This window comes from Brachybacterium sp. J144, assembly GCF_036321705.1.
Classification (GTDB): Bacteria; Actinomycetota; Actinomycetes; order Actinomycetales; family Dermabacteraceae; genus Brachybacterium.
Map to the genome: position 1 here is coordinate 31,102 of NZ_JAZDCG010000024.1, position 16,708 is coordinate 47,809.

Below are 16,708 nucleotides of genomic sequence, written 5' to 3' on the forward strand. Positions count from 1 at the left end.
GAACCATGGGGACAACAAACCCCCCCCGGCAGCACCGGGCACGCTCCGAGGGGGTCAGGGGTCAGGCGGAGACGCTCTGCAGCTCCTCGACCTTCGCGGCGACGGTCTCGAGGGCGGCGCGCAGGGCGGCGGTGCGCTCCTCGCGCACGAACAGCTCGCCCTCGACGGAGAGGTCCTCCCGGAAGCCGAGGCCCACCGAGGCGACGACGTCGGCATCGACCCGGCCCATGAGCACCTCGAGCAGCGGCAGCACCTCGCTCGCGTCGCCCCAGCCGTAGCCGACGAGGACCACGGGGAGGTCCTTCCACTCGGCGTAGAGGTAGTCGATGGCGTTCTTCAGCGCACCCGGATAGGAGCCGTTGTACTGCGGGGTGAGGATCACCAGGGCGTCGAGCGCGGCGACGCGGTCGGCCCACGCCTGACCGTGCGCGGTGGTCTTCTCAGCACCGGACTTGGGGCTGGCCGGCTCGTCGAAGGCGGGCAGCGCGATCTGCGCGAGATCGAGGTGCTCGATCTCGAAGCGATCGCCGGCGAGAGACTCGACCCACTCGGAGACGGGGGAGGCCACGCGAGCGGGGCGGGCGGAGGAGGTGAGGATTCCAAGAGTCGTCATAGTTTCAACAACATCTCACAGTTGACCGGTGATTCCGCGAACTGTGGCGACATGCGTCACGCCGTAGACTCGATGCCATGACCTCCGCGCCGTCCGAGCCCTCCGTCGCCCCCGCCGTCGATCCCGACTGCGTGTTCTGCCGGATCGTCGCGGGCGAGATCCCCTCGGACCGCGTCCACGAGGATGAGCGGGTGATCGCCTTCCGGGACCTGCATCCGCAGGCGCCGCTCCACGTCCTCGTCGTCCCGCGCGTGCACTCGCGGGACGTGCGCGAGCTCGCCGCGGACCCGGAGCTGCTCGCCCATGTCGTCGAGGTCGCCGGCTCCGTGGCCGCCGAGCACGCGCGCGGCGACTTCCGTCTGGTGTTCAACACCGGGGAGAGCGCCGGTCAGACCGTCTTCCACGTCCATGCCCACGTCCTGGCGGGAGAACTCGCCGAAGGAGAACTGTGACCTCTGACGTCACCCCGGCCCCCGGCCGCGCCCCCGCGGTGCTCGAGCGCCGTCTCGCCATCCCGGACCACCTCAGCCCCTTCCAGGTGCTCGGGGAGAACGACCAGGCCCTCGCGGCCCTCGAGGACGCCGTCCCGGACACCGACGTGCACGTGCGCGGCCACCAGGTGACCCTGCGCGGCACCGAGGATGCGCTGCGCCGCAGCGAGCACATCGTGCGCAGCCTCATCGAGCTCGCGGGCACCGGCCAGGCCGTCACCGCCGAGGCGGTCCAGCGCGCCGCGAACCTCTACGGGGACGAGCGCGCGGAGGGCCGCCGTCTCGAGGAGGTGCTCTCGCGCACGATCCTCTCCAGCCGCGGTCGGACCATTCGCCCCAAGACGCTCGGGCAGCAGAAGTACATCGAGGCGATCGAGGCCTCGACCGTCACCTTCGGGATCGGCCCCGCGGGCACCGGCAAGACCTACCTCGCGGTCGCGATGGCGGTGCAGCAGCTGCTCAGCAAGCAGATCAACCGCATCATCCTGACGCGGCCCGCCGTCGAGGCGGGGGAGCGGCTGGGCTTCCTGCCCGGAACCCTCAACGAGAAGATCGACCCGTACCTGCGCCCGCTCTACGACGCGCTGCACGACATGCTCGACCCCGACTCGATCCCGCGCCTGATGGGGGCGGGGACCATCGAGGTCGCCCCGCTCGCCTACATGCGCGGGCGCACCCTCAACGACGCCTTCATCATCCTCGACGAGGCGCAGAACACGACGCCTGAGCAGATGAAGATGTTCCTCACCCGGCTCGGCTTCAACTCGACCATGGTGGTCACGGGCGACGTCACCCAGGTGGACCTCCCGGGCGGGCAGAAGAGCGGTCTGCGGGTGGTCGAGCAGGTGCTCGGAGGCATCGACGACATCTCCTTCTGCCGCCTGTCCTCCCGCGACGTGGTCCGCCACCGGCTGGTGAGCGACATCGTGGAGGCCTACGGGCGCTGGGAGGTCCGCCCCGGCGGGAACCGCGACCACCGGCGGCGCGAGGGGTCGGGGAGCTGAGATGACCATCGAGATCCGCAACGAAACCACCGCAGTCGTCGACGAGCGTGAGTTCGTGGAGCTGGCCCGCTTCGTCTTCGAGCGGCTGCATCTGCACCCGGCGACGGAGATGTCGATCCTCTTCGTCGACGAGGAGGCGATGGAGCGCCTGCACGTGCAGTGGCTGGACCTGCCCGGTCCGACCGACGTCATGAGCTTCCCGATGGACGAGCTGACCCCCGGCAGCGCCGAGCAGCCATCCCCCGAGGGACTGCTGGGCGACGTGGTGCTCTGTCCGAGCGTCGCCGCGAAGCAGGCGGCGGAGGCCGGCCACAGCACCGAGGAGGAGCTGCTCCTGCTCAGCGTGCACTCGATCCTGCACCTGCTCGGCTACGACCACATGGAGGCCGAGGAGCGGAAAGTCATGTTCGACCTGCAGCGCACCCTCCTGCTGACCTTCCTGGCCTCGAAGGAGAGCTCCTGAGCGGCATGCCCGGGCAGGGGGTGGTCCGATGACTGCGGCCGTGGCCCTGCTGATCCTCATCCCCCTCGCGGCGGCGGCCCTGGTGCTGGCGGCGGTGCTCACCGCGGTCGACGCCGCGCACCTGTCGGTCTCCCGCAGCGCCCTCGAGCGTGACAGCGCCGAGCTGCCCGAGGCGGTGCGCGCCCGTGTGCTGGACCAGCACACGGATTCGGCCCGCACCCTCGCCGCGGTGAGCCTCGGCCGCACCCTCGCGGAGGCCGTCGGCCTGATCGCGATCACCGCCGCGTCCTTCCTCGGACTGGGGGCGGTGGGGGTCGAGGGCTGGGTCCTGCCCGCGCTCCTCGCCCTCGCCGTCTCCGCGCTCCTGCTGCTGATCATCGCGGCGGCGTCGCCGCGCACCATCGGCCGCCGGCGCGCCGAGTCGGTGCTCCTGTCCACCCACCTGCTGGTGCAGATCGTGCGCGGCGTGCTGTGGTTCCCCGCGGGGCTGCTGGTCAGCGTCGGCGCCGGGGTCGCGGCGCGCCCCCACGGGGGCGAGGGACCCGAGGACCCGGCGCGCACCGCCCGACGCGGCGTGGACCGGGCCCTCGAGGACGAGCACGTGGGCGACGGCGAACGGGACATGATCCAGGGCGTCTTCGAGCTGCGCGGCACGATGGTGCGCGAGCTGATGGTCCCCCGGCCTGACATGATCACCGTCGCCGCGACGGCCACGGCGACGGAGGCGATGCGGTTGTTCGTCCGCTCCGGCTTCTCCCGCATCCCTGTGATCGGCGAGGACGTCGACGACCTCCGCGGCATGCTCTACGTCAAGGACGTGATGCGGGCGGTGCACGCCCCGTGGGACCCGCGGCCCGACCGCCCGGTCACGGAGATCATGCGCCGCGCCCGCTTCGTGCCGGAGTTCGTGCCGGCCGACGAGGTGCTGCGGCAGATGCAGACCAGCCGGGTGCACATCGTCGTGCTGGTGGACGAGTACGGGGGCGTCTCCGGCATCGTCACCATCGAGGACGTCCTCGAGGAGATCGTGGGCGAGATCGCCGACGAGCACGACCCCGTCGCCCCCGAGGTCGAGGATCTCGGCGACGGCCGCTTCCGCGTCCCCACCCGTGCGTCCCTCGACGAGCTCGGCGAGCTGTTCGGGCTCGATCTCGAAGACACCGACATCGACAGCGTCGGCGGACTGCTCGGCAAGGTCACGGGGCGCGTGCCGATCGTCGGCAGCCGCGCGGTCGCGTTCGGCCTCGAGCTCGAGGGCGAGCGCACGGCCGGCAGACGCAAGCGCCTCTCGACCGTGATAGCGCGCCGGATCGCGGACGGGGAGGCCGACGTGACGACGGAGACGGCCGAGATGCCCGCCTTCGTCGCCGCGACGGCCCGCGAAGCAGTCGCGCCCCCGCACTCCCCGTCCTCGGCCGCCGACGAGAGCCCCGCCGACCACCCCGACCATCCCGCCCCGCACCCCGCCGCCGCGGGGGACGCCGCACGCCAGGAGAACCCCGATGAGCGATGAGCTCGACCCCACCGACCTGACCGACGCCGCCGCGGCGAATCCGACCTCCGCGCCCGAGACCGGCGAGCTCGCCGACCGAGCGCCGCACCGCTCCGGTTTCGTCGCGCTCGTCGGCCGGCCGAACGTCGGCAAGTCGACGCTGACGAACGCGCTGGTGGGGGAGAAGGTCGCGATCACCAGCTCGAAGCCGCAGACCACGCGGCGGGCGATCCGCGGGATCGTCACCTCCGAGGCCGCCCAGATCATCCTCGTCGACACCCCCGGGGTGCATCGCCCCCGCACCCTCCTCGGCGAGCGGCTGAACGACCTGGTCCGCGAGACCCTCGGCGAGGTCGACGTGGTCGGCTTCTGCCTCCCCGCGGACCAGAAGATCGGCCCCGGCGACCGCTTCATCGCCCAGGACCTGGTGGAGATGCGCCAGGGCCGCCGCGGCCCGCGCGTCATCGCGATCGTCACCAAGATCGACCTGGTGGGCCGGGACCAGCTCGCCGAGCACCTGATGAGCGTCGACCAGCTGATGAGCTTCGACGAGATCGTGCCGATCTCCGCGGTGAAGGGCGAGCAGATCGACGTGCTGCTCGAGGTGATCGCCGCACAGCTGCCCGAGGGGCCGCAGCTGTACCCCGACGACCAGCTCACCGAGGAGTCGCGCGATGACCGTATCTCCGAGCTGATCCGCGAGGCGGCTCTCGAGGGCGTGCGCGAGGAGCTGCCCCATTCGATCGCCGTGGTCGTCGAGGAAGTCGTCGAGGTCGACCCCGACGGCGACCAGTTCACGCCGGTCGAGCCGGGCACCGGTCGCCTCGTGGTGCGCGCGACCCTGTTCGTCGAGCGGGACAGCCAGAAGGGGATCATCATCGGCCGCGCCGGATCCCGACTCAAGGAGGTCGGCTCCCGGGCCCGCGCCGAGATCAACGCGCTGCTGGGCCGCAAGGTGCACCTGGACCTGCGGGTCAAGGTTGCCAAGGAGTGGCAGCGCGACCCCAAGCAGCTGGGTCGACTGGGGTTCTGAGCGTGGACGGCGGAGCGGTGGGCGCTGGCGACAGTCCCGCGGCGGGAGGCCGCCGGAGCCGCATCGCGGGGTGGACCTCGTGCTCCGGATCCTCGGCGCCGTCGTGCTGATCGGCGGTGGGGTGATATGGATCCGGATGATCGCGGCGGTGGTGGAATCGCGCTTCGATCCGGGGAGCGATCCGCACGGCTACGGCCTGATCCTCGGCATGATCTTCGGGATCCCGTTCGGCCTGGCCGCCGCGGTCGGAGAGGGCCTGCTCGCGCCGCACGGCCGACGGGCCGTCGTGCTCGCCGCGGCGTTCGGGGCGTGGTTCCTGGTCACGGCCGTGCTGGTGGTGCTGATCCTGACCATGCCCCGGTGGGAGCCGCCGGGCGGCATCCCGCCATCGCAGTCGCTGGCGGCGTCGGTGCAGGCCGCTGCGGACGGGGCCGCGGCCGCGCCCCGCGCCGCGCCGTTCGCATCGTGACCCGCCCGGAGTCGTCCCGCCGACGGTGCTACCGTGACCGCCATGCGTGGATCGCTGCTCCTGCTTAGCCGCCGCGACGGGACCTGAACGCCGGGACCCCGCCGCGGCTGATGTTGTGTCCGGCGACCGGTACCCCAGCGAGAAGGACCTCCCGTGAACTCCACCCCCAGCACCACCGCGCCGAGCATCGCCGCGACGGCCGATCCCGCCACCCCCGTCGTCGGCCCCACCGGAGGCTCCCCGCAGCAGCCCTCCGGCATGCCGACCCACAAGTACCTCCCCTTCCACGAGCAGATCCGCGTGGACCTCCCGGACCGGACCTGGCCCGACAACCGCATCACCCGCGCCCCGCGCTGGTGCGCCGTCGACCTGCGGGACGGCAACCAGGCCCTCATCGACCCGATGAACTCCGAGCGCAAGCTGCGCATGTTCGAGCTGCTCGTGCAGATGGGCTACAAGGAGATCGAGGTCGGCTTCCCCGCCGCCTCGAAGACCGACTTCGACTTCGTGCGCACCCTCATCGACGAGGACCGCATCCCCGAGGACGTCTCGATCCAGGTCCTCACCCAGGCCCGTGAGCACCTCATCGAGCGCACCTACGAGGCGATCGCCGGCGCGAAGCAGGCCGTCGTCCACCTCTACAACTCGACCTCGATCGTGCAGCGGGACGTGGTCTTCCGCGCCGACGAGGACGGCATCCTCGACATCGCCGTGCAGGGCGCCCTGCTGTGCAAGAAGTACGAGGAGACCGTCCCCGACACCGAGATCACCTACGAGTACTCCCCGGAGTCCTACACCGGCACCGAGCTCGAGTACGCGCTGCGGGTCTGCAACGCCGTCATCGAGGTCATCAAGCCCACGCCCGAGCGGAAGATGATCATCAACCTCCCGGCGACCGTCGAGATGGCGACCCCCAACGTCTACGCCGACTCAATCGAGTGGATGCACCGGAACCTCGACCGCCGCGACTCGCTCGTGCTGTCCCTGCACCCCCACAACGATCGCGGCACCGGCGTCGCCGCCGCCGAGCTCGGCTACCAGGCCGGCGCCGACCGCATCGAGGGCTGCCTCTTCGGCAACGGCGAGCGCACCGGCAACGTGGACCTGGTGACCCTGGGCCTGAACCTGTTCAGCCAGGGCATCGACCCCCAGATCGACTTCTCGGACCTCGACGAGGTGCGCCGCACCGTCGAGCACTGCAACCAGATGCCCGTCCCCGAGCGCAGCCCGTACGGCGGCGACCTCGTGTTCACCGCCTTCTCCGGCTCCCACCAGGACGCCATCAAGAAGGGCCTCGAGCGCATGCAGTCCGATGCCGACGCCGCCGGCAAGGACGTCGAGGACATCGTCTGGCGGGTCCCGTACCTGCCCGTGGACCCGAAGGACCTCGGCCGCTCCTACGAGGCCGTGATCCGGGTGAACTCGCAGTCCGGCAAGGGCGGCATGGCGTACCTGCTGCGCACCGAGCACGGTCTGGACCTGCCGCGCCGCCTGCAGATCGAGTTCTCCGGCATCGTCCAGCACAAGACCGACTCCGAGGGCGGGGAGGTCAGCCCCGAGCAGCTCTGGGACGCCTTCACCGACGAGTACCTCCCCTCGCCCGACGCCGGACGGCGCTGGGGCCGCTTCGGCTTCCGCGCGGTGCATCAGGAGTCCACCGGTGACGGCGCCGACCGCATCACCGTCACGCTCGTCGTCGACGGCGAGGAGCATCAGGTGACCGGCATCGGCAACGGCCCGCTGGACGGCTTCGTCAAGGCCCTCGCCGAGCGCAAGATCGACGTGCGCATCCTCGACTACGCCGAGCACGCCCTCACCGAGGGCGACGACTCGCTCGCCGCCTCGTACATCGAGTGCGAGATCGGCGACCGGATCTTCTGGGGCGTCGGCATCGACGGGTCCATCACCCGCGCCTCCCTCGAGGCGATCATCTCCGCCCTCAACCGTGAGCAGCGCGCCCGCGCCTGAGCATCGCCGGTCCGGGGCGGATCAGGAGCACTGCGTTCCGCCCCGGAGGCCCTCAGGACTCGCCGTGCAGGTCCTCCTCGGTGAGCACCGGGATCTCGCTCGTGACCGTCGCATGCGTGGGCGTGGGCAGGTCCCAGCCCGGTGGCTCGTCGACCGGCTGGGCGGTGTCGGGCGGAGCCGCACGGCCCGTCACCGTCACACCGGCGCTCGCGGCGACCACGAGGAGTGCCGCCGCGATCCGCAGCGGCGTCGCCTGCTGACCGAGCAGGAGCAGACCGGCCGCGAGGGCGATCACCGGCTCGAGGCTGAGCAGGATTCCGAACACGTGACGGGGCAGGCGGCGCAGCGCCGCGAGCTCCAGCGTGTAGGGCAGGACCGAGGCGAGCACCGCGGTGCCGACCGCGAGCGCGAGCAGACGCAGGTCGAGCAGGCCGGTGAGCGCCCCCGGCGCGCCGAGCGGCAGCACCGTGAGCGCGCCGATCGCGAGGCCGAGCGCGAGGCCGTCCTGCCCGGGCACCGTCTGCCCCACCTTCGCGCTGGTCAGCACGTACAGGCCCCAGAAAACTGCGGCGACCAGCGCGAAGAGCACCCCGATCGGGTCGAGGTCCGCGGCACCGAGCAGGGACTCGAGGCCGAACAGCCCCACTCCGCCGACGGCCAGCAGCACCCACAGGTAGTCCATCCGCCGGGTCGACAGCGCGGCGGCGACCACGAGCGGTCCGAGGAACTCGATCGCCACGGCCGTGCCCAGCGGGATCCGCTCGATCGCCGCGTAGAAGCTGCCGTTCATCCCCCCGATCACCACGCCGAAGGCGAGGATCGACCACCACTGCGAGCGGTTCAGCCGCAGGGGGCGGGGCCGCACGATCACGAGCAGCACGATCGCGGCGAGGCCCAGGCGCAGCGTGGTGGTGCCGAAGGAGCCGATCGCGGGGAACAGCTGGGTCGCGAGCGCGGCGCCGAACTGCAGCGAGAAGCAGGATCCGAGGATGAACAGCACTGGCGTGAGCGGCAGCCCGCGCGGAGCGCCGAGGGCGCCCGGCGCCGGGGCGGGAGCGGTGGGGGAGGAGGTCACCAGGCAACTCTGCCCCTGTCGGTCCGCCCAGGTCCAGCGACTGTTCCCGACGTGTACCGTGAAGCAGATCCGAACGATCAATGGAGGTGCCCGTGCTCAACCTGCATCGCCTGTTCCTCCTGCGGGAACTGAGCAGGCTGGAGACCATGTCCGCGATCGCGCGGGAGCATTCGCTGTCCCCGTCGGCCGTCTCCCAGCAGCTCTCCCAGCTGGAGCGGGAGGCGAAGGTCACCCTGTTCGAGCAGTCGGGCCGACGCGTCTCCCTCACCGACGCGGGGGTGCGCCTGGCCCGCCGGGCCGAGGAGTTGCTCGGGCTCGTGGAGACGGCTGAGGCGGAGCTCGTCTCCGCCCGGGGCGAGGCCGGGGGAGTGCTCCGCGTCGCCTCCTTCCAGACCCCGCTGATCGTCCTCGCCCCCGTGGCCGTGAGCGTGCTCGAGCAGCGTCATCCCCGGATGCGGATCGAGATCGCCCAGCGCGAGGTCGAGGCGGCCTACGAGGGGCTGCTCGCCCACCGCTTCGACGTGATCCTGGGCGAGGACTATCCCGGCGGCCAGCAGGTGGTGCGCCGCGGTACCGACCGCGAGGAGCTGCTGCGCGACCCCCTGCTCCTGGTGCTGCCCGATCATGGCCCGGCCTCCGAGGTGCGCCGCCTCGCCGACCTCGCCGAGATGCCCTGGGCCCTCGACCCGGAGGGCACCCGCACCGGGGCGTGGGAGCGCACCTATCTCCGGGCGGCCGGCGTGGAGCCGTGGGTCCGCTTTGACACCCCCGACCCGCTGCTGCAGGTGCACCTGGTGCGCTCCGGGCACGCCGTAGCCTTCGTGCCCGGGCTGATCGCCGCGGAGCACCTCGGCGGCACGCGGGTGCTGCGCCTGCTCGGTGACCCCCACCGCGGGCTGTACACCGCCGCCCGCGCGGGCGCCCGGGAGCATCCGTCCCTGCTCGCGTTCCGGGCGGCGCTGCTCGAGGCGGCGGAGGCCCTCGGCGACCTGCCGGACCTGGACGAGCTTCCCGCGTGATGCCCGGAGACGCCGGACTCAGGTGATCCGGCCCCGCAGCTCGGCGACGCCCTCCCCCGCGAGCTCGTCGAGGGCTCCGGGCCGCCCGGCCATCGCCATCACGAGGCTGAGCAGCGGGCCGCGGACCGACGGACCCTCCCCGGAGCTGAAGGATGCGTCGTCGGCCTCCAGGTGCAGACCCCGCACCGCCGTGCGGCTGTTGACCGCGAAGTCCTTGCTCACGAAGTACCGGGCGACCTCGAGCACCGCCATCGGATCGGGCTCGAGCGCCATGCCGAGGGGACGCGCGATGTCCTGGCCATGGACGATCACCTCGCCGAGCCAGGCGGGATGGTCCGGTGTCGGCGCGATGGTGAGATCGACCGCCTCGTGGAACCGACGCCGGGTCTCCTCCGGGGTGCTGCCGAGTTGCTCGGCGAGGCGACGGGCGTTGTGCGTGTCGGAGTCGAAGCCGGCGAGGACCATGCTCCGCAGCCATCCCCAGCGCCCTGTGTGCGCGGCCGCCGTGAGGTGCGCGGTGACCTGCTCGACGGTCCAGATGCTGCAGAGCGATCCGCTGCGCCACTGCGGTGCGGTGAGGGTGTCCAGGAGCGCGGCGAGGCGGGCGCGCTCGGCATGGATCAGCGTCCAGTGCTGTGTGGCGGAGAGGGTCATGTCCGGTGCTCAGCCCACGGGCGGGAAGGACGCCTTCGCGGCCTTCGCGATGCGGTTCAGCTGGCGGCGGTCGGAGATCGCGCCGAGCACGGCGCCGAGGCCCGGGATCGCCTTCCCGAAGAGTCGCGCCGAGCGCAGCCCGAACCGCTTCAGCAGGCGACTCCCGACGGCGGAGACGATCTCGGACTGCGGACTGGCCGGTAGGCGGGAGGCGACGGTGCGGGCGGCGGCGCCCTTGATCGGCCCGAGACCGATGGACCGCAGCACCTCCCCGGACTCCTCGCCGACGAGGGCGGCGAGCACCCGGATCCGGATCTCCGGGTCCTCGAGGTCATGGCCGCGGACCGCCGCGATCGCGCCGACCATGCGGGTGGACTGGATGTAGAACTCGAGGACGTTGGTGGGTAGCAGCAGGGGCAGGGTCACCACGCCGCCGAGGCCGGTGAGGAAGCCGCCGGCGGTCACGCCCCGCCGGTGGGAGCGGATGATCCGGCGCACCGCGAGCTCGGGCCGACGCCGGGCGCGGCCCCGCTGGGCGCGACGGGCCACCTCGGCCGCCGAGGAGTAGGTGAGCTTCCCGTCCAGGCCGATGTCGCGGACGGTGTCGACCATCCGGTCGATCGCCCCGCCGGAGCTCGGGCGGTCGGAGGCTCCGCCGCGCCGCGCCTCGTGCATCGCATCGCGGGCCATGGACGTCGCCGAGTCGTCGCGGCGCAGCATCGAGAAGATCCCCATCGCGGTTCCTTCCGTGGGTCGGGTGTCGTGGGCCGACGCTACCGCGTCACAGGGCGCGGCACGGCGCGGCACGCCTGCGGGCGTCGGTCGGCCCCACGGCGTAGATTCGGGCTCACCATGCAGAACAAGCTGTATCGAGACGATGCGATCGTCCTGCGCACGCATCCGCTGGGCGAGGCTGATCGCATCATCACCCTGCTCACGCGGCGGCACGGGAAGGTCCGCGCCGTCGCCAAGGGGGTGCGCCGCACCGGGAGCCGCTTCGGCGCGCGCCTGGAGCCGTTCACCCTCGTGGACCTGCAGCTGCATGCGGGGAAGAGCCTGCACACGGTCACGCAGGCGGTGACCCTCGAGGCCTTCGCCGGCCCGATCACCGCGGACTACGACCGCTACACCGCCGCGAGCGCCATGCTCGAGACCACCGACCGGCTCACCGACGAGGCCGTCGATCCCAGCCAGCGCGGCTTCCTGATGCTGGTCGGGGCGCTGCGCTCGATGGGCGAAGGACGGATCCCGCCGGCGCTCGTGCTCGACGCCTTCCTGCTCCGCACCCTCGCCCTGTCCGGCTGGGCCCCCGAGCTGCGGGTCTGCGCGACCTGCGGGGCCCCCGGCCCGCACCACGCGCTCGACGTCCGCGCCGGCGGCCTCGTCTGCACCCCGTGCCGTCGGCCCGGAGCGGTCGCGGTGCGCCAGGCCGCTGTCGAGCACCTGATCTTCCTGCTCGCCGGGGACTGGGAGAATGTCCTGGCCGCCGAGCCGACGATCCAGCAGGAGGCCGGCCGGCTCATCGCCGACACCATCACCTGGCACCTCGAGCGCTCCGTCCGCTCGCTCCACTACGTCGACCGCTGACGCCGAGCCCGACCGGGCCGCGGCGCACACCGTCCGCCCCGCCCGTCGACCGACCCGAAGGATCCCGATGCCCGCCGCACCCGCCTCCGGCCCCCTCGAGCCCTTCGAGCACCCCAGCGGTGCCCGCCCGCCACGGCTGCCCGCCCCGACCATCCCCGCGCACGTCGCCGTGGTGATGGACGGGAACGGGCGCTGGGCGAACCGGCAGGGCCTGCCCCGCACGGCCGGACACGAGGCGGGGGAGGCGGCGCTGCTGGACGTCGTCGCGGGGGCGCTGCAGATCGGCGTGACCCACCTGAGCGCCTACGCCTTCTCCACCGAGAACTGGAAGCGCTCCCCGGACGAGGTGCGCTTCCTGATGGGCTTCTCCCGCTCCGTGCTGCGCCGCCAGCGGGACACGCTGAACTCCTGGGGCGTGCGGATCGTCTGGATCGGCCGCGAGCAGCGGCTCTGGGGCAGCGTCATCAAGGAGCTCAAGGAGGCGGAGGCGCTCACCCGCGGCAACACCCGCATGACGCTCTACATGTGCGTGAACTACGGCGGCCGGGCCGAGATCGTCGACGCCGTGCGGGAGATCGCCGAGGAGGCCCGTGCCGGGCGGCTGAAGGGCTCCGGCATCACCGAGCGCACCCTCGCCCGTCACCTCATCGACCCCGACATGCCCGATGTCGACCTGTTCCTGCGCACCAGCGGCGAACAGCGCACCTCGAACTTCCTGCTGTGGCAGTCCGCCTATGCGGAGATGGTCTTCGTGCCCGAGCTGTGGCCGGACGTCGACCGTCGCGTGCTGTGGCGGGCGATCACCGACTACGCCCGGCGCGACCGTCGCTACGGCGGGGCCGTCGACGTGCCGGAGGCGTCGCCGACGGTCTGAACGCCGACCCTCTGAGCGCGCGGTTCGGCGGGGCGGTTGCCGAGAGGTCAGGCGCGGTCGCCGGCGTCGGCCTCGACGGCCGACTTCGTGGTTGATTCGACAGCCGCCGTATCCGACTCCGTCGAGGGGACGGGAGCGATCAGGCCCCCGGTCCGCCGTCGGTGCCGCAGCAGCAGGGCGACGAGCAGCACCAGCAGGGCCAGCACGGCCACCGCCGCCCAGGGCGAGCGCAGGAACAGCTCGACCCAGCCGGCGAAGACCACCAGGCCCACGGTGGCGTAGATGAACGCCCAGGCCAGACCGCCGATCGCCAGCGCCGGAAGAGAGCGGCGCAGCGGCATCCCGGTCAGTCCGGCCGCGGCATTGGCGGCGGTCTGGAAGCCGACGGTGAGGAAGCTCAGAGCCACCACCGGGGCGCCCCAGCGGTTCACGATCCCGGTCGCGTGCACGACACGCTCGGAGGAGAGGAAGGTGGCGACCCTGCCGCGATCGGCGGCCCGGCGCGCACCGCGGCCGAGCAGGTACGTGCCGCCGGCCCGGAACCAGATCACAACGTACAGGAACCCGATCGCGGGCAGCAGCGGCAGCGACTGCACCCAGTCCATCATGCGCGGGGGCCTCCGTCGGCGGCCGCGCCGTCCTTGGCCGCCTGCGTCACCTCGGCCGTCGCGGTGGCGGCGTGCTCGGCGCACAGCCCGAAGACCTCGAGCGTGTGGTCGAGGTCCGTGAAGCCGTGCTCGCGGGCGATCGCGCTCATCGCGGCCTCGAGGGAGGGGTCGGTGATCTCGACGGTCTTCCCGCACTCGCGGCACACCAGGTGGTGGTGGTGCCCGGAGTCCTCGCACTGGCGGTACAGCGACTCTCCGTCGGCGGCGACCAGCACGTCGAGCCGGCCCGCCGTCGAGAGCGCCTGCAGCGTCCGGTAGACCGTGGCGAGGCCGACGGTCTCGCCGTCGGTGCGCATCTGCTCGTGGATCTGCTGGGCGCTGCGGAAGTCGTCCAGCTGCGAGAGCGTCTCGAGGATCGCGGCGCGCTGGCGAGTGTTCCGTTGCATGGATCGATTGTGCGCCATCGGGCCCCGGACCTCCATTCTTGGTGAGCTGACCGACGCCCGCGATGCGTCAGGTCGTTGCGCGGGTCTCCTGGTCAGAAGGCACCTGGTCGAGGTCTGGAAGGCGCGGTCCGCGACCGGGGATGATCGCCCGCGTGCTGAGCGCGAGGATGTACACGCCGATCGTCAGCAGCACGATGACCCCGCCCGGCGGCAGGTCGACGTACACCGTGAGCAGCAGTCCGCCGAGAGCGCAGACCACGGCGATGACCATCGCGGTGCGCATGGTGCGGGCGAAGCCGACCACCAGCTGCTGGGCCGCGGCGACGGGCACGATCATCAGCGCCGAGACCATCAGTGCGCCGACGATCCGCATCGAGAGGGTGACGGTCAGTGCCGCCATTAGGGCGATCAGCACGTTCACCAGCCGCACCGGCAGGCCGGAGGCGCGGGCGAACTCCTCGTCCCCGGTGACCGCGGAGAGCAGCCCCGAGAGACCCACGCCGATGCCGAGCACGACGACGGCGAGGACCACGGCGATCACGGCGTCGGGGGCGGTGACGGTGGAGAGCGATCCGAAGAGGTAGCCCATGAGGTTCTGGGAGGTGCCGCCGGCGAGCTGGATGATCACCACGCCCCCGGCGATGCCGCCGTAGAACAGGATCGCGAGGGCGACGTCCCGACTGGTGTGCCCGATCTCGCGGACGTACTCGATCGCGACCGCGCCGAGCACGGAGGCGATCAGGGCGCCGGGGATGGCGAGGAGATCCGCGGGGGAGGCGGCGGTCCAGGCACCGACGAGCCAGCCGACCGCGACGCCCGTGAGCGCCACGTGGCCGAGGCCGTCGCCGAGCAGGGACAGCCGCTTCTGCACCAGGTAGGTGCCAACGACGGGGGCGGTCAGCCCGATGAGCACCGCGATGATCAGCGGGTAGCGCAGCAGGTCCGAGGTGAGGATGTCGAGGGGGGAGATCATGCCGGGTGGATCTCCTGTCCGAGGCAGTCGGCGTGGGCGTCGGGGAGCGCGGGGTGGTCGTGGCTCGAGTCGACGGGCAGCTGGGCGGTCTCGGCCCCGTCGTGGATGACGCGGCCGTGGTCCAGGACGATCACCCGATCGAGGTCGTCGGCGAGCGGGCCGGTCTCGTGCAGGACGACCAGCAGGGTCGTGCCCTGGGCGGCGAGCTCGCGGAACAGCCCCGCGATGATCTCCTGGGTGGGGAGGTCCACTCCCGCGAAGGGTTCGTCGAGCACGAGCAGTCGCGGGGAGCGCACCAGGGCGCGGGCGATCATCACCCGGCGGCGCTGGCCGCCGGACATGCGGGTGATCGGCCGGTCCGCGAGGTGCGGCAGCCCGACGGCCTCCAGGGCGCGCATCACCCGCGGGTCGCGGCTGCGGGCGGACCAGCGGCGCGCCCCGAGCAGGCCGGTCGCGACGGTCTCGCGGGCGGTCGAGGGGATCGATCCCGCCTCGGCGGAGTCCTGCGGGACGTAACCGATCGCGTCGTGCGCGCGGCCGTCCCGCACGGGCCGGCCGAACAGGCGTGCCCGGCCGGACTCGAGGGGGAGCACGCCGACGATCGCGCGGAGCAGCGTCGACTTGCCGGAGCCGTTGGCGCCGAGCAGTGCCACCCGCTCCCCGGCGCGGATCGAGAGGGAGATGTCCTCGAGCACGCGCTGCCCGCCGCGCACGACGGTCGCGTCCGCGACCTCGAGGACGGGGGCGTCGGCCGGGGCGGCCAGCGGGGTGGTGCCGGTCGCTGAGATGTCGGCCGGGGAGCCGGCGCTCACTGCCAGCTCTCCACGAGTTTCCGGGCGTTATCGCGCATCACCTGAGGATAGTCGGCGTCCTCGGAGAGCTGCGTCTCGAGGTTGTCGAGCTCCTCGCTGGTGATCCCCACGTTTTCCGCGAGGGTCTGCGCGACCTTGGGGGAGGCGGTCGTCTCGAAGAAGACGGTCGTGACGCCCTCGGCCTCGATCACCTTCTCCAGCTCGAGCAGCCGCTGCGGGGAGGGCTCGGTCTCGGGGTCGATGCCGGAGATGCCCACCTGGTGCAGGTCGTAGCGAGCGGCGAGATAGGAGTAGGCGGCATGGCTGGTGATGAAGGTCCGGGTCCCCGCGACGGCGCCGAAGGACTCTGCCAGCTCCGCGTCGAGGGCCTCGAGCTCGGTGCGCAGGGCGGCGGCCCGCTCCGTGTAATCGTCAGCGCCCTCCGCGTCGAGCTCGCCGAGCCGCTCGGCGAGGGCATCGCCGATCTGGGCGATGCGCAGCGGGTCGTGCCACAGGTGCGGGTCGGTGCCGCCGTGGTCGTGCCCCTCGTGATCCTCCTCGGTCGACTCCCCGCCGGCGTCGGAGGCGGTGTCGTCGGCGTGCTCCTCGGCGCTCTCGCCCTCGTGCTCGGCCTCGGTGTCGCCGAGCTCGGTGACGAGCAGGTCGACGACCTGGGAGACGTCCAGCACGTTGTCGCCGGGCCCGCTCGCGATCGCGTCGTCGATCGCGGTCTGGTAACCGGGAATCTGCAGCACGAGCGCCGCCTCCTGCACCTGCATCACCTGGCGCACGGACAGCTCGAGCCCGTGGGCGTCGGCCCCCGGCGTGGCGAAGTCCACTGAGGTGACGCGATCGCCACCGATCCGCTCGACCAGGAAACGCAGCGGGTAGTTCGAGGTCACGACCACCGGGGTGCCGTCCCCGGACTCCCCGCCTCCGCCGCAAGCGGCGAGGGTCATTGCGCCCCCGCCGAGGACGGCGAGGGAGAGCAGGGAGCGTCGGGAGAGCGCAGGCACGAAGGACATGACAATCATTCTCACCATCGGGCGGGGCCGCAGGCAAGTCGGCGGGGTAAGGGGTGCGCACCGTCACAGCACGGCCCTGGCTATGCTGGCCTGGTTCGAATCCACCCCGTCACCAGGAGTCTC

At 72.2% G+C, this 16,708-nt stretch carries 19 protein-coding genes; 10 read left to right on the forward strand and 9 right to left on the reverse strand.

All coding sequences use genetic code 11. From position 1 onward, the window contains the following. Positions 1-61: 61 nt before the first annotated feature. Complete coding sequence (locus V1260_RS09365) at positions 62-613, reverse strand: NADPH-dependent FMN reductase (RefSeq protein WP_329746548.1); 552 nt, start codon at positions 611-613, stop codon at positions 62-64. Between the two features lie 77 nt (positions 614-690). Here V1260_RS09365 and V1260_RS09370 point away from each other — a divergent pair, with 77 nt between their 5' ends. From V1260_RS09370 to leuA, 7 genes are all read left to right on the forward strand, one after another. Next, the gene (locus V1260_RS09370; protein WP_329746549.1) at positions 691-1,065 is read left to right on the forward strand and encodes a histidine triad nucleotide-binding protein; all 375 of its coding nucleotides are present in this window, start codon (positions 691-693) and stop codon (positions 1,063-1,065) included. Continuing rightward, positions 1,062-2,108, forward strand: a complete 1,047-nt coding sequence (locus tag V1260_RS09375; protein ID WP_329746550.1) for a PhoH family protein — start codon at positions 1,062-1,064, stop codon at positions 2,106-2,108. The genes V1260_RS09370 and V1260_RS09375 overlap by 4 nt, the downstream gene beginning before the upstream one ends. Position 2,109: 1 nt before the next feature. Next, on the forward strand, positions 2,110-2,571 hold the full coding sequence (ybeY, locus tag V1260_RS09380; protein ID WP_329746551.1) for an rRNA maturation RNase YbeY: 462 nt from the start codon (positions 2,110-2,112) through the stop codon (positions 2,569-2,571). 28 nt (positions 2,572-2,599) lie between these two features. Beyond that, positions 2,600-4,084: a hemolysin family protein gene (locus V1260_RS09385; protein ID WP_329746552.1), complete on the forward strand. Its 1,485-nt coding sequence runs from the start codon at positions 2,600-2,602 to the stop codon at positions 4,082-4,084. Further along, positions 4,074-5,096 carry a GTPase Era gene (gene era / locus V1260_RS09390; RefSeq protein WP_329746553.1) on the forward strand — a complete coding sequence of 341 codons (1,023 nt, stop codon included), beginning with the start codon at positions 4,074-4,076 and terminating at the stop codon, positions 5,094-5,096. Before V1260_RS09385 ends, era begins: the two co-directional genes overlap by 11 nt. 70 nt (positions 5,097-5,166) lie before the next feature. Further along, on the forward strand, positions 5,167-5,565 hold the full coding sequence (locus tag V1260_RS09395) for a hypothetical protein (RefSeq protein ID WP_329746554.1): 399 nt from the start codon (positions 5,167-5,169) through the stop codon (positions 5,563-5,565). Positions 5,566-5,718: 153 nt separating this feature from the next. Then, the gene (gene leuA, locus V1260_RS09400) at positions 5,719-7,533 is read left to right on the forward strand and encodes a 2-isopropylmalate synthase (RefSeq protein WP_329746555.1); all 1,815 of its coding nucleotides are present in this window, start codon (positions 5,719-5,721) and stop codon (positions 7,531-7,533) included. A gap of 52 nt (positions 7,534-7,585) precedes the next feature. Here leuA and V1260_RS09405 read toward each other — a convergent pair whose 3' ends face one another. Next, positions 7,586-8,608 (reverse strand): EamA family transporter, encoded by a 1,023-nt coding sequence (locus V1260_RS09405; RefSeq protein WP_329746556.1) that lies wholly within the window; start codon positions 8,606-8,608, stop codon positions 7,586-7,588. 92 nt (positions 8,609-8,700) lie between these two features. Here V1260_RS09405 and V1260_RS09410 point away from each other — a divergent pair, with 92 nt between their 5' ends. Beyond that, positions 8,701-9,627 carry a LysR family transcriptional regulator gene (locus V1260_RS09410; RefSeq protein WP_329746557.1) on the forward strand — a complete coding sequence of 309 codons (927 nt, stop codon included), beginning with the start codon at positions 8,701-8,703 and terminating at the stop codon, positions 9,625-9,627. Positions 9,628-9,645: 18 nt separating this feature from the next. Here the strand turns inward: V1260_RS09410 and V1260_RS09415 are convergent, their stop codons facing one another. Further along, on the reverse strand, positions 9,646-10,281 hold the full coding sequence (locus V1260_RS09415; protein ID WP_329746558.1) for a maleylpyruvate isomerase family mycothiol-dependent enzyme: 636 nt from the start codon (positions 10,279-10,281) through the stop codon (positions 9,646-9,648). Positions 10,282-10,290: 9 nt separating this feature from the next. Then, complete coding sequence (locus tag V1260_RS09420; protein ID WP_329746559.1) at positions 10,291-11,016, reverse strand: EcsC family protein; 726 nt, start codon at positions 11,014-11,016, stop codon at positions 10,291-10,293. A 117-nt stretch (positions 11,017-11,133) separates the two neighbouring features. Here V1260_RS09420 and recO point away from each other — a divergent pair, with 117 nt between their 5' ends. Next, on the forward strand, positions 11,134-11,868 hold the full coding sequence (gene recO / locus V1260_RS09425; protein ID WP_329746560.1) for a DNA repair protein RecO: 735 nt from the start codon (positions 11,134-11,136) through the stop codon (positions 11,866-11,868). A gap of 67 nt (positions 11,869-11,935) precedes the next feature. Then, a complete protein-coding gene (locus tag V1260_RS09430; RefSeq protein ID WP_329746561.1) occupies positions 11,936-12,742 on the forward strand; it encodes an isoprenyl transferase in 807 nt (268 codons plus the stop codon). Between the two features lie 47 nt (positions 12,743-12,789). Here V1260_RS09430 and V1260_RS09435 read toward each other — a convergent pair whose 3' ends face one another. From V1260_RS09435 to V1260_RS09455, 5 genes are all read right to left on the reverse strand, one after another. Then, positions 12,790-13,350, reverse strand: coding sequence for a DedA family protein (locus V1260_RS09435; RefSeq protein ID WP_329746562.1), 561 nt, complete (start codon positions 13,348-13,350; stop codon positions 12,790-12,792). After that, the gene (locus tag V1260_RS09440; protein ID WP_329746563.1) at positions 13,347-13,796 is read right to left on the reverse strand and encodes a Fur family transcriptional regulator; all 450 of its coding nucleotides are present in this window, start codon (positions 13,794-13,796) and stop codon (positions 13,347-13,349) included. Before V1260_RS09440 ends, V1260_RS09435 begins: the two co-directional genes overlap by 4 nt. Before the next feature lie 67 nt (positions 13,797-13,863). Beyond that, complete coding sequence (locus V1260_RS09445; RefSeq protein ID WP_329746564.1) at positions 13,864-14,769, reverse strand: metal ABC transporter permease; 906 nt, start codon at positions 14,767-14,769, stop codon at positions 13,864-13,866. After that, a complete protein-coding gene (locus tag V1260_RS09450) occupies positions 14,766-15,581 on the reverse strand; it encodes a metal ABC transporter ATP-binding protein (protein ID WP_329746565.1) in 816 nt (271 codons plus the stop codon). Before V1260_RS09450 ends, V1260_RS09445 begins: the two co-directional genes overlap by 4 nt. Next, the gene (locus V1260_RS09455; RefSeq protein WP_329746566.1) at positions 15,578-16,585 is read right to left on the reverse strand and encodes a metal ABC transporter substrate-binding protein; all 1,008 of its coding nucleotides are present in this window, start codon (positions 16,583-16,585) and stop codon (positions 15,578-15,580) included. Before V1260_RS09455 ends, V1260_RS09450 begins: the two co-directional genes overlap by 4 nt. Positions 16,586-16,708: the final 123 nt, after the last annotated feature.

Bases quoted from the DNA above. Each gene is read 5' to 3' on its own strand.
- V1260_RS09365 (WP_329746548.1), bottom strand. From the start codon at position 613: ATGACGACTCTTGGAATCCTCACCTCCTCCGCCCGCCCCGCTCGCGTG.
- V1260_RS09370 (WP_329746549.1), top strand. From the start codon at position 691: ATGACCTCCGCGCCGTCCGAGCCCTCCGTCGCCCCCGCCGTCGATCCC.
- ybeY (WP_329746551.1), top strand. From the start codon at position 2,110: ATGACCATCGAGATCCGCAACGAAACCACCGCAGTCGTCGACGAGCGT.
- V1260_RS09385 (WP_329746552.1), top strand. From the start codon at position 2,600: ATGACTGCGGCCGTGGCCCTGCTGATCCTCATCCCCCTCGCGGCGGCG.
- era (WP_329746553.1), top strand. From the start codon at position 4,074: ATGAGCGATGAGCTCGACCCCACCGACCTGACCGACGCCGCCGCGGCG.
- V1260_RS09415 (WP_329746558.1), bottom strand. From the start codon at position 10,281: ATGACCCTCTCCGCCACACAGCACTGGACGCTGATCCATGCCGAGCGC.
- V1260_RS09420 (WP_329746559.1), bottom strand. From the start codon at position 11,016: ATGGGGATCTTCTCGATGCTGCGCCGCGACGACTCGGCGACGTCCATG.
- recO (WP_329746560.1), top strand. From the start codon at position 11,134: ATGCAGAACAAGCTGTATCGAGACGATGCGATCGTCCTGCGCACGCAT.
- V1260_RS09430 (WP_329746561.1), top strand. From the start codon at position 11,936: ATGCCCGCCGCACCCGCCTCCGGCCCCCTCGAGCCCTTCGAGCACCCC.
- V1260_RS09435 (WP_329746562.1), bottom strand. From the start codon at position 13,350: ATGATGGACTGGGTGCAGTCGCTGCCGCTGCTGCCCGCGATCGGGTTC.
- V1260_RS09440 (WP_329746563.1), bottom strand. From the start codon at position 13,796: ATGCAACGGAACACTCGCCAGCGCGCCGCGATCCTCGAGACGCTCTCG.
- V1260_RS09445 (WP_329746564.1), bottom strand. From the start codon at position 14,769: ATGATCTCCCCCCTCGACATCCTCACCTCGGACCTGCTGCGCTACCCG.
- V1260_RS09455 (WP_329746566.1), bottom strand. From the start codon at position 16,585: ATGTCCTTCGTGCCTGCGCTCTCCCGACGCTCCCTGCTCTCCCTCGCC.